This is a genomic window from Paenibacillus sp. FSL R7-0297 (genome assembly GCF_038009025.1).
In the GTDB taxonomy this organism is placed as follows: domain Bacteria; phylum Bacillota; class Bacilli; order Paenibacillales; family Paenibacillaceae; genus Paenibacillus_AQ.
Genome location: NZ_JBBPAQ010000001.1, coordinates 1,758,623 through 1,779,464 on the forward strand (window position 1 = coordinate 1,758,623; position 20,842 = coordinate 1,779,464).

The window sequence follows — 20,842 nt, forward strand, 5'->3', positions numbered from 1 at the left end:
AGTAAAGGAGGAATAGCTAAAATATGAAGTCATGGATAAGAAGTTTTGGTATATATTTTGATATTAGGTTTTTTTATGTTTGGATTGTTCATAGTATAGTTACCTTAATTGGAGATTCATATATTTTTAATGGGTCAAAAGTTTTTAATAATCTAGAATTCTATGTTATCAAATTTATGGTAATTATAGCGCTATTTATATTTTGGCAAACTGTAGGTTGGTTTATAAAACAGTTAAAAGATAAAAATGTGATATATGCGCTATATACAAAGCATTTCTTTATTTATTTTACTGTCATGTTTGTTTTTTTATTACTTGTGTGGCCTGGTGTTTGGAGAAGTGATGACATTGCTGTTTTTAATTCAGCTAAGAATCTTCAGATTGAATATTGGCAACATTTTATTACAACGGTTTTTGACGTTTTTTCATTAATGATTTTACCTTTTCCTGCTGGTATTGTAGTAATGCAGATATTTTTAATTTCTAATATTGTTGCATATATTATTACTAAAGGTCAGTTAATCTTTTCTAAATCTAAGCTACTATATTTAATATATGTACCTTTACTTTCACCGGTTATTATTGATAGTAATTTATTCCCCTTACGTCTAGGACTATATTCCTTTATACTCCTTTTATTTATATTTGAACTATACTACATGCGTCTACAACAAAGAAAGATAACTTGGCGTAGGATTGTGCTTTGGAGTTTTCTTATTTCTGTACTAGCGACGTGGAGAAGTGAAGCAATATACTATGCATATTTAGCTCCTTTTGTAATTTTATTTCTTTTTTCCAAAAAAGTAAGCTACAGAAAAGTGATTATTCTTCTTGTAATATCTATAGCAATGACTAGTTTAATGAATGGTTTTCAAGAAAAGGGGATTAAAAAGCAAACGAATAATAAGTTTAAATATAAACTAACAGCGATAGCAGAACCAATGGCAGCATTACTTAAGCAGCCTTTAGCCGGTAAGAATGTTGATGAACATCTAGCAAAGATAGATAGGGTTATCAATGTAGAGTTGATGAGAAATTACTCATCAGGAGCGGTTGCATTGTTTTACCATGATGGTATCAGAGAAGGGTTTAACGAAAAAGATTATAGAAACATGATGAAGTCATATATTTATCTTACTCTACATAATATAGGACCTATGTTAGATAATAGAATACAAAATTTTAAAGAGGCATCGGGAATGAAAAAAATTCCGAACTCTACTATTCTTAATTCATCTGAGTTAACAAAGCTTGTTGCTCCTTATGATCAAAATCCTATGTATAAAGAGTTTGTAGAACTTCCATCAAACGGACCAATCAATGCATCATTAAGGGAAAGAGTTATTAAAATTTTAGAGTTTAGAAGTATAGATAACTACTACCTACCGACTCCGTTCTATTATGTATTTTATAATGTTGTGCCATCTATTTTAATGACGATTTATTTTTTCTTCTATTATCTTTTCAAACGTAACTGGGGCATGGCTTCTACTATTATATTGATCTCAGGTTCATTACCTATTATTTTCATTACCGCACCAGCGCCATACTTTATGTATTATCAACCAATTTATCTGTTCACATATGTATTTGTGTTTATCTTTGCTATAATTAGATTTTCAAAGGTGGGCCGGGAATATAGGTCAGTTCTTTAATTTCATTTTAAAAAGTGGGCTGAGGCTATATGGCTCATTTTTTTTTACGGTTCATAATTATGATTCACCAATTATTCATCCATAGAATAGTATATGCAGAAATACTTATTATGAATGGATAAGGTGAAGATAATGAAACTTCTCATCACCGGCGGAGCCGGGTTCATCGGCAGCAACTTTGTAACACACATGCTGCAGCAGCATCCGGAGTACCAGATCATCAATGTTGACGCATTGACTTACGCTGGTAATCTGAAGAATCTGGAATCGATCGAAAATCATCCGAACTACACGTTCATCAAAGCGGACATTAGAGACGTAACTGCGATGGATGAGGTGTTTAGTAAGGGTGTGGATGTTGTTGTGAATTTTGCGGCGGAGTCGCACGTGGACCGGAGTATCTTGGAACCGGATGTGTTTGTGAAGACGAACGTGTTAGGTACACAGGTGCTGTTGGATGCAGCAAAAAAGTATAGTTTGACCAAATATGTGCAAGTTTCCACGGATGAAGTCTATGGATCGCTAGACGTTTCTGGTCTTTTTACTGAAGAAACACCGCTGATGCCGAATAGTCCATACTCTGCTAGCAAAGCTGGCGGAGATTTGCTCGTGCGCGCTTACCATGAAACTTTCGGTTTACCGGTGAATATCACCCGCTGCTCTAACAATTATGGCCCATACCAGTTCCCTGAGAAGTTGATACCTTTGATAATCTCCTGTGCACTCGCGGATCAGTCACTTCCTGTTTATGGAGATGGATTAAATATACGTGACTGGTTATATGTTGAAGACCACTGCACTGCGATTGATCTGGTCATTCATGAAGGGGTTAATGGTGAGGTGTACAACATCGGGGGGAATAACGAACGTACCAATATTCATATCGTCAAAACTATTCTACAGGAGCTTGGTAAGCCGGAGTCATTGATTTCCTATGTGCAGGACCGCCCTGGACATGACCTTCGCTATGGCATTGATCCGACCAAGATTACCACAGAACTAGGTTGGAAACCTAAGCATTCTTTTGAAACAGGTATCAAGGAAACGATAAAATGGTATCTGGATAACAAGGATTGGTGGGCCCGCAATCAATCTAGTGAATACCAGAACTACGCTGCGCGGCAATATGGTAGCCGTTTGGGGGATTCACTGTAATGTCAATCATGAGGGTGCTTGTCACAGGTTCGGCAGGGCAGTTAGGTCATGATCTAGTGCTTCTACTTAAGAAGCAGGGACATGAGGTAATGGGTTGCGATCGCCAAGAGATGGATATTACCGATCTTGAGCGGACAAAAGTGGTTGTTGGCACCTTTGCCCCCGATGTGGTTATCCATTGTGCGGCCCATACAGCAGTTGATATTGCGGAGACTGAAATCCAATCAGCCTATCTAGTTAATGCTACAGGAAGCCGGAATGTAGCGATATCTGCGGAAAGAATTGGTGCGAAATTAGTGTATATCAGCACAGATTATGTGTTTGACGGTTTGGGTATGAAGCCTTATCACGAATATGATAATACCGATCCGCAGAGCATCTATGGAAAGTCAAAACGAGCCGGAGAAATTTTAGTACAGTCGCTATCCTCCCAATACTTTATCGTCCGAACCTCCTGGGTATACGGTAAATATGGTAATAATTTTGTGAAAACGATTTTGAAGCAGGGCCAGGAAAAGCCATTTCTACAAGTAGTAAATGATCAAAAAGGATCGCCTACGTACACTGTGGATTTAGCACGCTTTTTACTTGAGCTGATTCAAACTGAGAAATATGGTATCTACCATGCCTCGAACAGTGGATTCTGTACATGGTATGAGTTCGCACAGGCGATATTTGAAGAAGCGGAGGATATTTTGGGCTTAAACATTACCGCTATACTCGAGCCTTGTTCAACCGAGAAATATCCGCGTCCGGCACCGCGCCCACGCTATTCAGTGATGGAACACCTGTTCATCAACACGAATGGGTTTCTAGATCTCCGTCATTGGCGCGAAGGGCTGAGAGATTTCTTGCGTGAATTAAAGTAGGGCAACAATTAAACCTCTGGGGCGAACTGACGTTTCAGAGGTTTAATGTACAGGCGTGTAGCCGAATCCTCTCTGTTTACTATATAATAAGATGATAGAGCAAAGTATTTCAAAGTGTGTTTATATTATCAAAGAAAAAATGGTGTATTTGAATTTTGAGAACACGTTAAGGATTATTGTGCTTATAATCTCAAGGTGAATCTTATACAAATGATATCTTATAAAAGAGGAAGTGTAACTTTGGATAGAATTCTACTTTTTATTCCTGGATACAACTGTGAACGGCAAATTACAAGAGTATTGAGTCAGCTTGATCATGAAATGTTGCGATATATATCTGAAGTGATCGTTGTGAATAATCGCAGCACAGACCATACTGAGCAAGCGGTTTTGAATTATGTTTCTAAGGTAAAGTTGCCTCTTGTATTATTGAGAAATGATGAAAATTATGGTTTGGGTGGATCTCACAAGGTTGCTTTTGACTATGCGCAAAGTAATGGATTTAATTATATTATAGTTCTTCATGGTGATGATCAGGGTGATATTCATGATATTATGCCAATACTTAAATCAGGAGAATACAAATTATTTGATTGTTGTTTAGGGGCACGGTTTATGAAAGATTCTAGGCTTAAAGGATATTCTAAATTCAGAACATTTGGTAATAGAGTATACAATATTTTATTTTCTATTTCTACTGGTAGGCGAATCTTTGATCTAGGCTCGGGATTAAATATGTACAGAGTTGATATATTGAACAGTAGATTCTACCAGAAATTCTCTGATAATTTAATGTTTAATTGTTACATGCTTCTTGCAAATGCATTAATGAATTTTAATGTTAAGTTTTTCCCGATATCCTGGAGGGAAGATGACCAAGTATCAAACGTGAGGATGTTTAGCCAAGCTATGCGAACACTAAAGATTGCGAGCGGGTATTTTTTTTCTAAGGATAAAAAAAAATATATGAATTCTGAGTTTAGGGTAACTATGGTATCCGAATATACTGCTAAGAAAATTAACAGTGCAGAGTGAGAGCATACATAGTAATGAGAGATACTTTGGCCAGAATAGATACAACTGAATGGATTCTATGTGGATAGATCCACCACTGCACACCCATCAATATGTATCTATAATCGGAGGAGACTTTTATATTAGACCATGAATTCACAAGATTGGAATAGATAATTGGAGGAGAAGAAATGAGTAAAGGAATTCATCTAGTTATGCCAATGGCGGGAAGTGGCTCCAGGTTTTATAATCAAGGCTACAGCATTCCCAAACCATTAATTGAAATAAAAGGACGGCCTTTTTTCTTTTGGGCAACAGAATCTATTCGTAAGTTTGCTACTCTAAAAAGCTTGACTTTTGTGGTTATTAGGGAGCACATTGATTGTTTTGGGATTGATCGTCATATTTTGAAATACTTTCCGGACGCTCGGATTATAGTGCTGGAAAAGGTCCTAAATGGAGCGCTCCTTACTTCTTTAGAAGGAGTCAAAAACATAGAAGATGAAGCGCCCATTGTGTTTAATGATTGTGATCATTTGTTTAAATGCAGTTCTTTCTACAATTATAGTAATGACGGAGATTATAAATCGGTCGATGGTGCACTGTTGACTTTTGAGTCTAATGATCCTAAATTTAGTTTCTTGCTTTACGATCAAGTCGGAAATGTTATTAAGACTGTGGAAAAGCAAGCAATTAGTAATGATGCTATATGCGGAGCATACTACTTTAAGAATAGAGCGATTTTGGAACAAGCTGCGGCTGAATATTTAAAGGTCTGTGAATATAAAGAGTTTTTCATGAGTGGTGTATATAATATTATGGCTGAAGAAGGCAAGATTATTAAAGGATTTAGAGTTGATAGTCACTTAGCTTTCGGGACTCCTGAAGAATATGAAATTGCTAAAGACTCGGAATTGTTTGAGGAGATTATATAAATGAGTATTCTGTTATTTTTATCAGCCATTATTTTACTAATGCTTGGACATTATTTCAAAATGCTTCGTTGGAAACAATTTGTAGAGATCTATGAGACACCAAGTGAGGGGGTTCTCTTGCGGTCACTTTCACTTGGTTATATGGTCAATTTTTGTTTGCCCTTTCGATTAGGGGATTTAATTAGAATTATTTTCTCTGGACGAAAGATGAAGAATGGGGTCGCTTTTTCTCTTTCTACAGTTTTTGTTGATAGATATTTGGATGTTCTTGTGGTCAGTATTATCTTCTCTTTATTTACATTAATCGGAATTAATAATCCCTTAATACTAGACTCTACTATTTTTTATGTTGTTTTGGCAGTTGTGCTAATAGTATTATCAGCATTAGCTATGAAATATAGCAGGCTCTTAAAAATAGCTGTTAAGAAAGTTTGTTCAATCTTTAATATACGTATAGAGTTGAAGATGTTATTTGTCTGCTGGTCAATTATCACTTCATTCAAGGATATCTTTCGTAAAATCGACAAACGAAGACTAACTTTGTATACCGTTTGTATCTGGGGAGCATATCTTGCTTCCTATTATACTTTAGGAATGTTCCTCTCGGGCGAAATGAATGTTTCTGGTTTCTCAGACATTTTCACTACTCTTTTTTCACATGGGAGCCTGGATTCTGGTACTGTGGATTTAACATATAGCATTCAAGCAATGTCGATAAAGCCGCAAACCTTACTCGCTGTATATCTGATTGTTCCACTGCTAGCTCTATGGTTATTATCTTTTTTACCTTATCGTTTCAAGAAAGCTGTACTTCAATATACAAATAACGGAACTAATCCAAGCAAGGCTTTGAACTTGCTTCCCCAGGTCAACGAAGACGATAGGCTTAATTTTTTAGAGGCCTACTTTTCAGGTAATGGAAGAGCTTATTTGGAGAAATATCTTGAGATTAATCAAAGGATCAGCATTATTCAGGATTATTCTGCGGGTTCAAATGCTACTGTTATGCTTTGTATGGATGAAAACCGCAGTTTTTATAGAAAGTATGCTTTTGGGGAAGATGGAGACAAGCTTTATCAACAAGTTCAGTGGTTGCGCCAGTATGAAGGAGTACTACCTTTACCACTGATTCTAAATGAACAACATGGAGATGGGTATTGTAGCTTTGATATGGAATATAGTACTACTTCAGTTGGTTTTTTTAATTATATTCACTCCAGACCTATTGCAAAAAGTCGAGAAATTATTCGTAGAGCATTAGATAGTTTGGCAGACAATCTCTATAAAGGTAATCAACGTCCTGCTGAACCGGCATTGATATCTAAATATATTAGAGGCAAAGTGAGTGCGAACCTTGAGAAAATTAAAAATGCTCGAGAAATAAAATCTATATATGAATTTCAAACTCTGTTAATTAATGGACAAGAATATATGAATCTTTCTGTCCTTGAAAGCTATCTTGAAGAAGAATATTTGTATAATGTTTTCAAGGATGATATTTACTCTGAAATTCATGGGGACTTGACGATAGAAAATATTATCTGCGTCGATGATGTTGAGTCGGAAAGGGGTTTTTACCTGATTGATCCTAATACTGGAAATGTGCATGACTCACCTTACTTGGATTATGCAAAGTTGCTGCAATCTCTACATGGGGGATACGAGTTTTTAATGAAGACACAGAATGTAACAGTTACAAAAAATCGTATTGACTTCTTACTTACCCGTTCTCAGTCGTATAATGAAATGTTCTCTTTCTACGTGACATACCTGAATGAGAGGTTTACAAAAAAACAAGTAAAGAGCATATTCTTCCATGAAGTTGTACACTGGTTACGTCTGTTGCCTTATAAAATCGAAAAAAACGGAAAAAGAGCAATCCTCTTCTATGCTGGGTTGGTCATGGTAATAAATGATGTTATTAACTGGTATGAAAACGCTAGTGCTAACCATACAAGTACTATAGACAGAGTTGAAGAATTTGTTGCCTCCACAACGGAACTGATCTAAATAAGCAATAAGCTTTAACTACACAGAGCGGGGAATGAAACTAGAAAATGAAACAGAAATTAGCGATATTCGATTTAGATGGCACTTTGTTCAATACAGAAAAAGTAAATTATTTGTCCTACAGACAGGCCCTTGCTCAAAAAGGCTACTCTCTTGACTATGATTTTTACACGCAAGAGTGTAATGGGAAATACTATAAGGACTATTTGCCTTTACTGATTCCTAATCCAAGTGAGGAATTAATGGAAGAAATTCATGATCTGAAAAAAAGGATATATCCCGATAACCTTGGATCGGCTACTGAAAATGAGCATTTATTCAGTTTGATTGACTTAATTAAACTTGAATATTATGTAGCATTAGTAACTACTGCTTCAAGAAAAAATTCGACAGATATTTTAGAGTTTTTCGAAAAAAAAGAAATTTTTGAGCTAATACTGACACATAATGATGTGAATAAAGTAAAACCTGATCCAGAGGGTTTCTTGAAGGCGATGAATCATTTTAATATGCTACCTTCTCAAACTATTATATTTGAGGACTCGGATGCGGGGATTGAAGCTGCTATAAAAAGCGGAGCAAACGTATTAACAGTAGCGCAATTCTAGATAAGTTAATGATAGTGGGTGGGGATTTGATTAATCAGATGCTTCAATCTATGAAAAAAAACAAAAAGGGAATAACGTTCATCCTTTTTTCTGCTTTGTGTACCTCATTTGGTCAGATGCTTTGGAAATTGTACGATGATCACCAATATCTATATCTTTTGTTAGGTTTTGCTCTTTATGCACTTGGAGCTTTGTTAATGATTATCGCTTTTCGTTATGGTTCGTTATCTGTTTTACATCCTCTCCTTAGTGTAGGCTACCTATTTGGCCTTTTCTTTGGAGTATTTATACTTCATGAAATGATTACTTATAAGGAGCTAATAGGAACTTTTATCATTCTATGTGGAGTTTTATTAATCGGGGGTGGAGATAATTAACATAATGTTAATTGCGATCCTATTCTGTTTGATGACACTTTTCGGAGCATTTGGAGGGTATTGTTTTAAGCGATTATCTTACTATAAACTAGGGCTCAATAAGGGATTTATTATTTTCTTTTTTTTGGGCGGGAGCTTATATGTTGCAGGAGCAGTATTTAATATTATTTTGTTGCGATATCTTCCGTATACCCAGCTATATCCTCTTTCCTCATTTACATATGTATGGACTATTGTAATTTCATATTTCTTATTGTCAGAAAAAATCAGTTTTAAAAAGGTTCTTGGTATTTTTGTTATTATATGCGGGGCTATAACTCTTATTAAGTAATTATATAAACCGCAATTAAGTCTATAATCTGACGAGGAGACGATCTATCGTTTCCATCGGTTGGTTGTTAATTCGATTCATAAGTTGACTCACATGAAGTCTGATTTTATAGAATTTTTCAAAAAAGATGTTGTTCACCACATCGGCTTTGAGCCACAGCCATAACCCTTCCACCGGATTCAAGTTTGGACTGTAAGGTGGCAGAAAGACCAACTGCAGACGCGGATGTTCCTTTAAAAACGGCTGTAACTCCGTAGCGTGATGAATACGACTGTTATCCAAAATTAATGCAATTTTTCCGCTTGGATAGGCAGAGAGAAGGTCCTGTAGAAATCGAATAAAGGCTGCAGTGTCCGCTTTTTCTTCTTCTCGGTGATGAACCTGACCGGTTTCATAGTTAATGGCACCAAATAATTTGGCCCCTTCGTGTTTGCCGTACGTTGGCACCTTGCGTTGTTTACCACGAGGAAACCAGTTGTATTGAAGGGCTTGATACGAGCGAATCATGGACTCGTCTTCGAACAGCAGATGGTCGATTTTTTCAGCCTCCACCTGCTTCTTGAGCTGTGCAAAAGTATGCTTTATGAAGAAGGCTTGAGCCTCTTCGTCGGCATTAGCAAGCGTATAAGTGGCTTTAGTAAAGCTAAAGTTCATCCGTTTCAGCATCGCGCTAATTCCACGCACGCTCATGGTGACGTCAAATTCTCGTTTAATCCATTCCGCCACCAGCGGCAGTGTCCAGGTATACCGGGCCTCAAAACCCACATCGGCCGGTGCGTGTTGCTCAAGCATCGCGGCTAACCGATGACGCTCTTTATCCGTAAGTTTTGTCGGTTGTCCAGGAGAATGATCCATCTCCAGACCGGTTAGCCCTTGGGTTTGGTAGGTTTGCCAATAAATACTGATGGTTTTGACGCGCACGGCTGAGTAACTCACCGATTTCGTCAAAGGTGTATCCTTCGAGACGAAGGCGAACCGCTAGATATCTTTCGTAAAGCCGTTTGTCTGAGATTTGTTTCATTGCTGTATTCAACCGTGCAATCTCTTCGTTGCTCATTTTCATCGCCGCCTCGGATTCATTTACTATGTATTACCCGATTTGGCGACTGGAGAGACTTTGTTAGTTTCTTAATAACGTTCTATATAGAACGTTGTTAAAATGAATTCAATAGTAAGATTTTTGAGGTTTATTCTACAGAGCGAGTATTTAAAGTAATGGAATGCAACCAAAATTAGAAACATACTAAATGTGATAATTAGAGACTCTGTCCTTTATGTGGTTACCGATTGAGTTACTTACAGGGAAATAGACCCGGTAGAGACAGATATCTGCGTAAGCCGGAATGATGTGAATTCTAATTAACAAGGTACATATGAGCATGGATTATGTATTCGATGGTATAGGGTTTCAGCCTTGCCATTGATATGATAATACCAATCTTAAGTGTATCTATGGTAAATCTAAACGACCTGGAGAGATTCTGGTCCAGTCCTCAATACAAATGCGATCTGCCTGGTTGGCTAAAAATAACTGAGACACCAATCGGAACTCCTAATCTGCCCGAAGCAGGATAGGAGGTTTTTATTGTGAATTGAAACACAGATATATTCCTCATAAAATGTTGGATACTTTAAAAGCTACATGGTTCCAACAACCTGCCATAGCCCATCACTCTTCTTTTCGCTATAATTAGGTATGGATTTTCCAATAATGAAACCAGGAATTCGAGGTCACCTATGAACCCTAAAACAGTCAGTGTACATATCGTTACCTATAACAGCGCAGATGACATCGTTGAATGCTTATCGGCTGTATTAGCTCAGGATTATCCAGTCAAAAAAATTGTCATAGTGGACAACGCCTCAACAGATGGTTCGGCGGATAAAGTCAGAGCGTTTTATAACCAGCCACATTCATACTCAACTAAAGTAGACACAGCGGACTCTCAGGCACCCAGCTCTGCAGGTAGCAGTACCCGGACGCCTTCACTTGTCTTACTTGAGAATGAACATAACACCGGCTTTGCCCCCGCACACAATCAGGCTATTGCCGGTACTAATACAGATTATGTACTGGTGCTGAATCCCGATCTTACATTGGCTCCGGATTATATATCCAGACTAGTCGCCTGCTTTGAAGCCAATCCCCAGATCGGCAGTGCCACAGGCAAACTGCTGCTGAAGGCAGATCATTCACTCGTTGACAGCACGGGACTGCGGATGAATAGAGCCCGCAGGGCGTTTGACCGTGGAGCGGGAGAGTCCGCTGATCTGTGGAACGAGTCTGGTGTGGTATTCGGCGTATCCGGCGCGGCGGCGATGTACTCCCGGCGGATGATTGAGGATATTAGCGTCGAAGGCGAGTTTTTTGATGCGGACTTTTTTGCCTATAAGGAAGATGTGGATGTGGCATGGCGCGCGGGATTGTTTGGTTGGCAAGCTTATTATGATGCGGAAGCTATAGGCTACCACGAACGGGGCTGGAAAACATCCGGACGGAGCGGCAAGGCGATGTTCATCAAGCGGATCTCATATATCAACCGTTATAAAATGATCTACAAGAACGAGTCCTCCGGCAGGCTGCTGCTTACCCTCCTCTATTCTCTGCCTTACGAGTTCGCTGCACATGGCTATTCACTGTTAAAGGAACCCAAGCTGCTGGGGGCATGGTCATCCTTCTTCGCACAGAGAGCTAATCTGAAACGCAAGCGCCGTTATATTCAGGAGAAGGCTAAGCGTCAGGGATTATGAAGCGAAACGAGAGAAAGGGCTCAGCATATTTTGAAATGAACTCACCTGTTCTCCAGATTTCCGCCAGCTAGCACTGTTCCTCCTACATTATCCTCACACCTGTAAAAACCTCCCTAAACAGGCTCCGCCTATCAAGGAGGTTTTTGTGTTATAATAATTGTCGATAGATTACTATATTTGTCAGGAGAGTATAGCAGTGAATGTAGATGTTAGCATAATCATTCTTAATTACAACACATGCCGCCTGACGATGGACTGTCTGAGGTCGGTATATGACTCCGAGACCCGCTACTCCTATGAAATTATTTTAATAGATAATAACTCCCACGATCACTCGGTAGAGACCATCAGCAAGGAATTTCCGGATGTGCTGCTGATTGCGAATTCAGAGAATGTAGGGTTTGCCAAGGGTAATAATCAGGGGATGGAGGCTGCCTCCGGGCGATATGTATTATTGCTGAATTCAGATACAGTGATCCGCAAGGATACGCTGGAGACGATGGTTGCTTTTATGGACAGCCGTCCGGATCTGGGGGCTTCTGGCTGTAAGGTGATACTGCCGGATGGTTCGCTGGATAAGGCCTGTAAAAGAGGATTCCCGACGCCATCCGCCTCCTTCTATTATGCTTTTGGTTTCAGTAAGCTGTTCCCGGACCGTCCAAGGTTCAACGGCTATCAGCTGGGTTATCTGGACCCGGATGACTCCTACCCGGTAGATTGTCTGGTGGGAGCGTTCATGCTGCTGCGGCGGGAGACCATTGAGCAGGTGGGCGGCCTGGATGAGACGTTCTTTATGTATGGAGAGGATCTGGACTGGTGTTACCGGATCAAAGCGGCCGGCTGGGGGATTTATTACTATCCGCAGACATCGATCGTGCATCTCAAAGGTGGCAGTGCGCGCCGCAGACCGTTTAAGATCGTGTACGAATTCCACCGGGCGATGATTTTATTCCATAAGAAGCATTATAGCAGGCGGTACAACAGTATGATAAACGGAGCAGTATATGCGGGAGTCGGCGTCAAGTTCACGCTTTCGCTGCTGCGCAATGCGCTGATTGCTCCACGCAAGGTTCCAACACCAGCACAGAGTCTGACAGTCCCCGGGGAAGCCGGTTTACGCAATGAATCGAATGCTGAGGTGAGATTATGATCCGCCGTAATCAAAAGTTTCTAACACAGTTATATATGGTTGCCGATTTCCTGGTCATTCAAGTGGCCTTTCTGGCTGCCTGGTGGCTGAAGTTCAAAAGCGGTTTGTTGGAATCCTACAGGACCCTTCCTGTAGAGTCCTATGCTTACTGGAGTATTATCTATGGAGCCATCGCTATTCTGATCGGAATTGTGCTTCAGTTGTATTTGCCGAAGCGCAAGAAACGGTTCATTGACGAATTCATCAAAATCTTTCAGGTTCACGCCATGGGTATCTTCATTCTGCTCGGCCTGATGTTCTTCCTGAAGGAGATTGACGTCTCCCGTCAATATCTCGCTATATATATGGGCTTCAATATTCTTTCCATTATGCTGTACCGTTATGTGCTGAAGAAGATGCTGAAATCGCTGCGTGAAAAAGGCTTCAACCGCCAGTTTGTACTGATTCTCGGTGCAGGTACGCTGGGCAAAAGATTCTATAACAATCTGGAGCAGTATCCTGAGCTGGGATACGAGGCTATAGGCTTCCTGGATGACTTCCATGAATGGGATGGTCTTGAGGAGCAACGGTATAAGCCGATTCTAGGCACCGTGGATCAGCTGGAAGGCATGCTGGAGATGCTGCCGGTCGATGAGGTCATTCTGGCGCTTCCGCTGGATGCCCATTCGAAATATCCGACCATTATCGCTACGTGCGAGAAGGCAGGTGTACGGACGCTGATTATCCCTGACTTCTTCGACTACCTGCCGGCCCGTCCTTACTTCGATAACTTTGCGGGGATGCCGATGATTAACGTACGCGACATTCCGCTGGATATGGCCGGGAACAAAATGGCTAAGCGGGTGTTTGATCTGGTATTTTCACTGTTCGCCATTATTATGCTTTCTCCTGTAATGCTGATTGTAGCGCTGGGTGTGCGCCTAACCTCGCCCGGACCTATTATTTTCAAGCAGGAGCGTGTAGGACTTAACCGCCGTAACTTCATGATGTACAAGTTCCGTTCGATGAAGATGCAGACAGACGGCGAAGTGGATACGGGCTGGAGTACGCGTGAAGATCCACGCCGTACACGTTTTGGGACATTTATCCGCCGGACCAGTCTGGATGAGCTGCCGCAATTTTTTAATGTGCTGTTTGGCCAGATGAGTGTGGTTGGTCCGCGTCCGGAGCGCCCGTACTTTGTAGAGCAGTTCCGCGGTGAGATTCCGAAGTATATGGTGAAGCACCATGTGCGTCCGGGGATTACCGGCTGGGCTCAGAGCAACGGTCTGCGCGGGGACACGTCGATTGAGGACCGGATCAAACACGACATTTTCTATATCGAGAACTGGTCACTATTGTTCGACATCCGGATCATCGCCAAAACCATCCGCAACGGCTTCAAGAACGCTTATTAATAGACGGGTCTCATACTATATTATTCCATAGAAACGGTTGCTGCCCCCCTGAGGACGACACAGCCGTTTCTTCTTGTTTTCAGGCCAACTACTCTAACACTTGCAAAGGAAACCTGCCATCATGGATAGAAAAAAGATTATCGCTTCCGTCATTATGATCGTAGCTATCGCACTCCTGCTTGTACTCACTCTTGGGGGAAAAGAGAAACAGCCGGCTACCGGCTTTGCAGCCCATAGAATTGTAGCTCATGCTATGGGAGGGATTCATAACTATACGTATACGAATACTCTGGATGCTTTTATCGCTAACTATGAGCAGGGAACCCGGGTTTTTGAGGCGGACCTGCTGCTGACAAGCGATGACAAGCTGGTTGCCCGCCATGAATGGACTGCCAATATGAGCAAGCTGCTGGGCCAGCAGGCTGTTCTTCCTGCCGCTAAGCAAGGGATCGTGCTAAATTATGAGGATGTCATGAACAGTCCGGTTCTGGAGATCTACTCTCCGCTGGATATTGAGAAGATAATGAACCTGATGGTGATCTACCCGGATGCCTATATTGTAACGGACACGAAGGAGCTTGAACCGGAACGGGTAACGAAGCAGTTTCAGCTTATCGTGGAAGCGGCGGAGAAGCGGGACCCTGCTCTGCTCAAGCGGATCGTTCCGCAGATATACAGCAGAGATATGCTGGATGTAGTGAACCGGGTGTATGCTTTTCCTGAAGTGATTTTTACACTTTATCAGACGCAGGACAGCGACGAGGTGGTCATCGAATTCGCCAAGCAAGCCGGAGTGGATATCACGATGCCGACGGTAAGAGCTACCAAGAGCTTCGTACGCAATCTGAAAAAAGTAGGTGCAAGAGTCTATGTGCATACAGTGAATGACGAGAAGGAAATTTCGGGTCTGTCCCGGATGGGAGTCGACGGATTCTATACCGATTTTGTCTCTGAGGACGACTTAAGCCGGATCAAGGGTATACGCTAGCAGTTGAACGTGAAGCTTCTGTACATCAAAAGCTTATACTCTAAAAATACGAAAAAATGTTCGCATTTTTGTTCGCTTTAAATTGACACCCGCCTTCGTACTGACTTAGACTAGAGATACGGCTTTTGCGTGTGCAGGAGTATATTTGTTGTTTTGAAATACTGGGAAATAGAGTATTTACTTAGATGAACATTGAGGATGGACGATAATGAATGGAATGCGGCAAATGATCAAGCCGTGGCGGCATGTGTTCAAGCTGGACCCGGACCGGGAGCTTGCTGATAGGGAACTTGCGGCTGTCTGTCTCTCGGGAACCGATGCAATACTGGTAGGCGGCTCCACTGGCGTGACTTATGAGAATACGGTGAGTCTTCTCTCGAGAATCCGGCAGTATGATCTGCCTTGTGCGCTGGAGGTGTCGGATCTGGAAGCCGCTGTGCCCGGTTTTGATCTGTATATGATTCCCATGGTGCTCAACACTGCCGATACTTCATGGATTCTTGGCCATCACCGCCGGGCAATTGAACGGTTCGGCAGTCTGATTCCATGGGAATTGCTGCTGACTGAGGGCTATATTGTACTCAATGGCGATTCATCCGTAGCGCGGCTTACAGGGGCAGACCACTCGCTTAGCGCAGACGGGGCAGCGGCTTATGCACAGATTGCGGACAAGCTGATGAATCTGCCGGTGGTTTATCTGGAGTATAGCGGAAGGTTCGGAGATATGGAGACTGTGCGTGAGGTCAGGGCAATGGTCGAGCACAGCCAGCTTTTTTATGGAGGCGGTATTACAGGTGAGGAAGAAGCCATGCAGGCAGCTGCTCTATGTGATACAGTAGTGGTCGGCAATATTATTTACTATGATCTGGAGCAGGCGCTGCTGACCGTTCAGGCAGTGAGAAATACGCCGCAGCTGGACTGGTTATAAACTAATAAAAGCCGAAAGGAACAGAGGGGGAATTTGGAACTGTAGGAGCGGTAGCGACCGCCTTTGTCACCGGATTTCAACCGCAATAAGCGGTATTCAATCAAGAAATCTGGAGACAACAGCGGCCGGAAGTCCAAATATTCACCGCAGTGACGACTAAGGCTAAGTAAACATCTTAACTCAGTTTATACAAGCTTATATTCAGAAAGGAGCATGTCACACATGCAACTTGTTAACATACACGACGCCGTAAGCCGGCTGAACCCCCCGCAGCGGCAGGCTGTAGAAGCTACTGAAGGGCCTTTATTGATTATGGCCGGAGCGGGCAGCGGTAAGACCCGCGTGCTTACCCACCGGATCGCCTGGCTGATTGCGAACCGCAAGGCACCGCCTTGGGCGATTCTGGCGATTACTTTTACGAATAAGGCCGCCCGGGAGATGCAGGATCGTGTCTCCAAGCTGGTAGGGCCGGAGGGCCGGGATATTTGGGTATCCACCTTCCACTCGATGTGTGTGCGGATCCTGCGGAAGGATATTGAGCGGATCGGCTTCACTTCGAACTTCTCCATTCTGGATTCGACGGACCAATTATCCGTTATCCGCAATTGTATGAAGGATCTGGACATTGATACCAAGAAATTCGAGCCGAAGGCCATTCAGGCTGTGATCAGTACAAACAAGAATGAGCTGATTACACCGGCGCAGTATGAACAGAAGATCGGCGATTATTTCGAAGGCCTTGTGGCCAAAGTGTATACCAAGTACCAGCAACGCCTGAGAAGCAATAACTCGCTGGATTTTGATGACCTCATCATGAAGACGATCCAATTGTTCAAGGAAGTTCCTGAGGTATTGGATTTCTATCAGAAGAAGTTCAAATACATTCATGTCGATGAGTATCAGGATACGAACCGGGCGCAGTATATGCTCTGCCGGATGCTGGCCGAGGGTCATCACCGGATCTGCGTTGTCGGGGACAGTGACCAGTCGATCTACCGCTGGCGCGGGGCGGATATTTCGAACATCCTTAATTTCGAAGAAGACTATCCGGAAGCCAAAACCATTATGCTGGAGCAGAATTACCGCTCAACCTCCAATATTCTGAACGCAGCCAATGGTGTTATCGCACTGAATACCGGACGCAAGCCGAAGAAGCTGTGGACCGATTCGGACGAAGGCGCGAAGATCAAGGTGTTCCGCGGGGACTCCGAGCATGATGAAGGATACTTCGTCACCGGAGAGATCAGCAAGAATGTGAAGCAGGGCCAGGCGTACCAGAATCATGCGATTCTATACCGTACGAACGCCCAGTCCCGTGTAATAGAAGAAATTCTGATCAAATCGGATATTCCTTATCAGATCGTCGGCGGGATCAAGTTCTATGACCGCAAAGAAATCAAGGATCTGCTGGCGTATCTGCGCCTGCTCTCCAATCCTGATGATGATATCAGCCTGACGCGGATTATCAATGTTCCTAAGCGTGGCCTCGGGGATACGACTGTCGGTAAATTGGCGGCAGCAGCGGCTTCCCAGGGAGTATCGATCTTCCGGGCACTGCAGACGGTGGATGATCTGGGCTTTGCCGGCCGGACGCGTAATACGCTGGTGGAGTTCTATGATATGATCGAAGCCCTGCACCGGATGGTGGAATTCCTCTCGGTAACGGAGCTGACAGAGAAGATTCTTGAACTGTCCCAGTACCGACTGGAGCTGCAGAATGAGAATACTCTTGAATCCCGTTCCCGTCTGGAGAATATCGATGAATTCCTGTCCGTAACGATGGAATTCGAGAAGAACAACGAGGATAAGTCGCTGGTCTCCTTCCTGACGGATCTGGCGCTGATCGCTGACATTGACAGCGTGAATGACGAAGAAGAGCGCAGCGATGCTGTCGTGCTGATGACGATGCACAGCGCGAAGGGGCTGGAGTTCCCGACCGTCTTCATTATTGGGATGGAAGAGGGCGTGTTCCCGCACAGCCGTGCTTTCCAGGACAATGATGAACTGGAAGAGGAGCGCCGGCTGGCGTATGTGGGCATTACCCGTGCGGAGAAGCAGCTGTTCCTCAGCTGTGCACGGATGCGCACGCTGTTCGGGCGGACGACCGCGAATGCGCCGTCCCGCTTCCTGGAGGAGATTCCGGAGGAGCTGAAGGAAGACACCGTTAAGGAATCAGACCGCTTCCGGCGCGGAGGCGCGGAGGTTGGCGGTGCTTACGGCGGCCGCGGCTTCGGCGGAGGCAGCCGCGGGAACTTCGGCAGCCGCACCGCTGCTGCCGGGAATGCGCCGGCAGGCGGCGGGGCCGCCAGCTTCGGCAGCGGCAGCTCGGCGAGCGCGGTGCCCGGCGCGGGCCGTGTCGTAGTGACGACCGGAGGCGCGCAGAGCGCTCCGGGAGCAGGGGCCGCAGCGTCCGCCGGCTTCAAGGCGGGCGACAAGGTCTCCCACGGCAAATGGGGCATAGGCACCGTTGTGGCCGTGAAGGGCAGCGGCAACGATACGGAGCTGCAGATTGCCTTCCCGGCGCCGGTGGGCGTGAAGCGGCTGCTGGCCGGCTTTGCACCGATCACCAAAGTTGAATAAAGCAAGCTGCGATTAACGATTGTGTTTTTGGATCACGCTAACCGTAGGAAACCTATTTGACGGAGGGATGTGCCGGATGGATATGATGTTCACGATGGAAGAGCTCGTAGCCGAGCTGAATCAATATAACTATCATTACTATACAATGGATGCGCCGCAGATCAGCGACAAGGAATATGATGCGCTCTACGACAAGCTGGTGGCGCTGGAAGCGGAGAGCGGAATTGTACTGCCGCATTCTCCAACCCAGCGGGTGGGCGGGGAACTGCTGAAGGGCTTCACGCCACACCGCCATCTGGCACCATTGTGGAGTCTTGACAAGGCGCAGAACATTGAACAGCTGCGTACCTGGAACGCCCGTGTGCTGAAGCTGGTGAATGACTACAATACCAAGAATCCGGAGAATCCTCTGCCTGACCCGTGTTATGCGGTGGAGCTGAAGTTTGACGGCTTAACGCTGAACCTGACCTACCGTGACGGCGTACTTGTCCAGGCGGCAACACGGGGCAACGGCGTAACAGGCGAAGGTATCCTTGCTCAGGTGAAGACGATCAAATCCGTTCCTTTGAACATCCCGTTCAAGGAAGGGCTGATCGAAGTGCAGGGCGAGGGGATCATGAACCTGTCTGTTCTGGCTGACTATAATACACGTGCGGCGGAGCCGCTGAAGAATGCACGTAACGGTGCAGCCGGCGCACTGCGCAACCTGAATCCGAAGATGACTGCAGACCGCAGATTGAATGCCTTCTTTTATAATGTGGGGTACTCGGAGGGTGTGCAGTTTGCCGATCACCAGGAAATGATGGATTTCCTTCGCAGCAACCGGTTCAAGGTCAACCCGTATCTCAATTACTTCAGTAATTTCGATGACGTTACCGAGCAGCTGGCTGAGATCGAAGAGAGCCGTTCCGGCCTTGATTATCTGATTGACGGGGCAGTCATCAAGGTGACAGATTTCCGGATCCGTGAAGCACTAGGCTATACAGATAAGTTCCCCCGCTGGGCGGTTGCCTATAAATTCGAGGCGGAAGAAACCACGACAATCCTGGAGTCGGTCAGCTGGAACGTAGGCCGTACTGGCAAAGTGACGCCACTGGCACGGGTAGAGGCTGTGGAGCTGGCAGGTGTTACTGTGCAGAATTGCACACTTAACAACGTGGGAGACATTGAACGCAAGAACCTGAAGTTCGCGCTGGGCACACGGGTATTCATCCGCCGCTCCAATGATGTTATTCCGGAGATTCTGGGCAAGGTGACGGAAGAGAGTGACGGCGGGGAGATTATTTTCCCTGAGAATTGTCCGGCCTGCGGGTTCCCGCTGGAGATGCGCGGTGCGCATCTGTTCTGCAACAACAAGCTGGACTGTAAACCTCAGATTGTTAGCCGGATCACGCATTTCGCGTCACGCGATGCCATGGATATTGAGACATTCAGTGAGAAGACGGCTGCTCAGCTGCATGAAGAGCTTAGTGTACGTGAGCCGGCCGATCTATATGAATTGACCTTCGAGCAACTGGTGAAGCTGGACCGTTTCGGGGAGAAGAAGGCGGATAATCTGCTCCAAGCACTGGAAGAGAGCAAAGGGCGGGATCTCGCTTCCTTCTTATATGCCCTCGGTATCCCGAATACCGGAAAGGCTACCACCAGAATGCTGGCTGACCACTACCGCAGTCTGGAAGCTGTAATGTCCGCAACGGCGGAGGAGCTGGCGGGTCTGCCGGATATCGGCGGGATTGTGGCGGAGAGCATCGTGAATTATTTTGCCGACCCGTTTGTGGTTGTAAGCATTAACCGCATGCTGGCGCTGGGTGTAGAGGCTAAGGCGCCCGAAGCTCCGCGTGTAGTCAGTACGAATACTTTCTTTAGCGGCAAAACCGTTGTGTTGACCGGTTCTCTGCAGAAAATGACCCGCGAGGAAGCGGCCGAGCGTCTGGAGGCTCTCGGGGCTAAGGTGTCCGGCAGTGTCTCCAAGAAAACCGATCTGGTCATTGCCGGCGAGAAGGCAGGCAGCAAGCTGGCTAAAGCGCAGCAACTCGGCATTCAGGTCATTGAGGATGAAGATGAACTGATCCGGCTTTTGGAGATGTAGGTAAG

The 20,842-nt window shown here is 44.2% G+C and carries 17 protein-coding genes; 16 read left to right on the top strand and 1 reads right to left on the bottom strand.

Going from position 1 to position 20,842, the window contains the following annotated elements; translation table 11 throughout:
* Positions 1-23: 23 nt before the first annotated feature.
* From MKZ24_RS07620 to MKZ24_RS07660, 9 genes are all read left to right on the top strand, one after another.
* On the top strand, positions 24-1,655 hold the full coding sequence (locus tag MKZ24_RS07620) for a hypothetical protein (protein WP_340781905.1): 1,632 nt from the start codon (positions 24-26) through the stop codon (positions 1,653-1,655).
* 132 nt (positions 1,656-1,787) lie between these two features.
* Positions 1,788-2,810 carry a dTDP-glucose 4,6-dehydratase gene (gene rfbB, locus MKZ24_RS07625; RefSeq protein WP_340781906.1) on the top strand — a complete coding sequence of 341 codons (1,023 nt, stop codon included), beginning with the start codon at positions 1,788-1,790 and terminating at the stop codon, positions 2,808-2,810.
* An 8-nt stretch (positions 2,811-2,818) separates the two neighbouring features.
* Complete coding sequence (gene rfbD / locus MKZ24_RS07630; protein ID WP_340790095.1) at positions 2,819-3,679, top strand: dTDP-4-dehydrorhamnose reductase; 861 nt, start codon at positions 2,819-2,821, stop codon at positions 3,677-3,679.
* A 240-nt stretch (positions 3,680-3,919) separates the two neighbouring features.
* Positions 3,920-4,714 carry a glycosyltransferase family 2 protein gene (locus MKZ24_RS07635; RefSeq protein ID WP_340781907.1) on the top strand — a complete coding sequence of 265 codons (795 nt, stop codon included), beginning with the start codon at positions 3,920-3,922 and terminating at the stop codon, positions 4,712-4,714.
* Positions 4,715-4,884: 170 nt separating this feature from the next.
* Positions 4,885-5,628 carry a hypothetical protein gene (locus tag MKZ24_RS07640; RefSeq protein ID WP_340781908.1) on the top strand — a complete coding sequence of 248 codons (744 nt, stop codon included), beginning with the start codon at positions 4,885-4,887 and terminating at the stop codon, positions 5,626-5,628.
* Positions 5,629-7,638, top strand: coding sequence for a lysylphosphatidylglycerol synthase transmembrane domain-containing protein (locus MKZ24_RS07645; RefSeq protein ID WP_340781909.1), 2,010 nt, complete (start codon positions 5,629-5,631; stop codon positions 7,636-7,638). It abuts the gene before it with no gap.
* A gap of 47 nt (positions 7,639-7,685) precedes the next feature.
* Positions 7,686-8,246, top strand: a complete 561-nt coding sequence (locus MKZ24_RS07650) for an HAD family hydrolase (RefSeq protein WP_340781910.1) — start codon at positions 7,686-7,688, stop codon at positions 8,244-8,246.
* A 50-nt stretch (positions 8,247-8,296) separates the two neighbouring features.
* Complete coding sequence (locus MKZ24_RS07655; protein WP_340781911.1) at positions 8,297-8,623, top strand: EamA family transporter; 327 nt, start codon at positions 8,297-8,299, stop codon at positions 8,621-8,623.
* 4 nt (positions 8,624-8,627) lie between these two features.
* Positions 8,628-8,954, top strand: a complete 327-nt coding sequence (locus MKZ24_RS07660; protein ID WP_445324154.1) for an EamA family transporter — start codon at positions 8,628-8,630, stop codon at positions 8,952-8,954.
* Between the two features lie 21 nt (positions 8,955-8,975).
* Here the strand turns inward: MKZ24_RS07660 and MKZ24_RS07665 are convergent.
* Positions 8,976-10,017 (bottom strand): IS630 family transposase gene (locus MKZ24_RS07665; RefSeq protein ID WP_340781912.1). Its coding sequence is split into 2 segments (ribosomal slippage): positions 8,976-9,866 and positions 9,868-10,017, totalling 1,041 coding nucleotides; the frame shifts between segments, so codons are not numbered across the junction.
* A gap of 674 nt (positions 10,018-10,691) precedes the next feature.
* On the opposite strand from MKZ24_RS07665, the gene MKZ24_RS07675 reads away from it, so the two are divergent.
* The 7 genes from MKZ24_RS07675 (at position 10,692) to ligA (ending at position 20,837) form a co-directional block, all read left to right on the top strand.
* Entirely contained in the window at positions 10,692-11,705 is a 1,014-nt protein-coding gene (locus tag MKZ24_RS07675) for a glycosyltransferase family 2 protein (protein ID WP_340781913.1), read from the top strand.
* A gap of 250 nt (positions 11,706-11,955) precedes the next feature.
* On the top strand, positions 11,956-12,855 hold the full coding sequence (locus MKZ24_RS07680) for a glycosyltransferase family 2 protein (protein ID WP_445324187.1): 900 nt from the start codon (positions 11,956-11,958) through the stop codon (positions 12,853-12,855).
* Entirely contained in the window at positions 12,852-14,252 is a 1,401-nt protein-coding gene (locus MKZ24_RS07685) for an undecaprenyl-phosphate glucose phosphotransferase (protein ID WP_340781915.1), read from the top strand. Before MKZ24_RS07680 ends, MKZ24_RS07685 begins: the two co-directional genes overlap by 4 nt.
* A gap of 121 nt (positions 14,253-14,373) precedes the next feature.
* Complete coding sequence (locus tag MKZ24_RS07690) at positions 14,374-15,240, top strand: phosphatidylinositol-specific phospholipase C/glycerophosphodiester phosphodiesterase family protein (RefSeq protein ID WP_340781916.1); 867 nt, start codon at positions 14,374-14,376, stop codon at positions 15,238-15,240.
* A 217-nt stretch (positions 15,241-15,457) separates the two neighbouring features.
* On the top strand, positions 15,458-16,168 hold the full coding sequence (locus MKZ24_RS07695; RefSeq protein ID WP_340790098.1) for a heptaprenylglyceryl phosphate synthase: 711 nt from the start codon (positions 15,458-15,460) through the stop codon (positions 16,166-16,168).
* 222 nt (positions 16,169-16,390) lie between these two features.
* The gene (gene pcrA / locus MKZ24_RS07700) at positions 16,391-18,748 is read left to right on the top strand and encodes a DNA helicase PcrA (protein WP_340781917.1); all 2,358 of its coding nucleotides are present in this window, start codon (positions 16,391-16,393) and stop codon (positions 18,746-18,748) included.
* A gap of 76 nt (positions 18,749-18,824) precedes the next feature.
* Complete coding sequence (ligA, locus tag MKZ24_RS07705) at positions 18,825-20,837, top strand: NAD-dependent DNA ligase LigA (RefSeq protein ID WP_042240045.1); 2,013 nt, start codon at positions 18,825-18,827, stop codon at positions 20,835-20,837.
* Positions 20,838-20,842 lie beyond the last annotated feature (5 nt).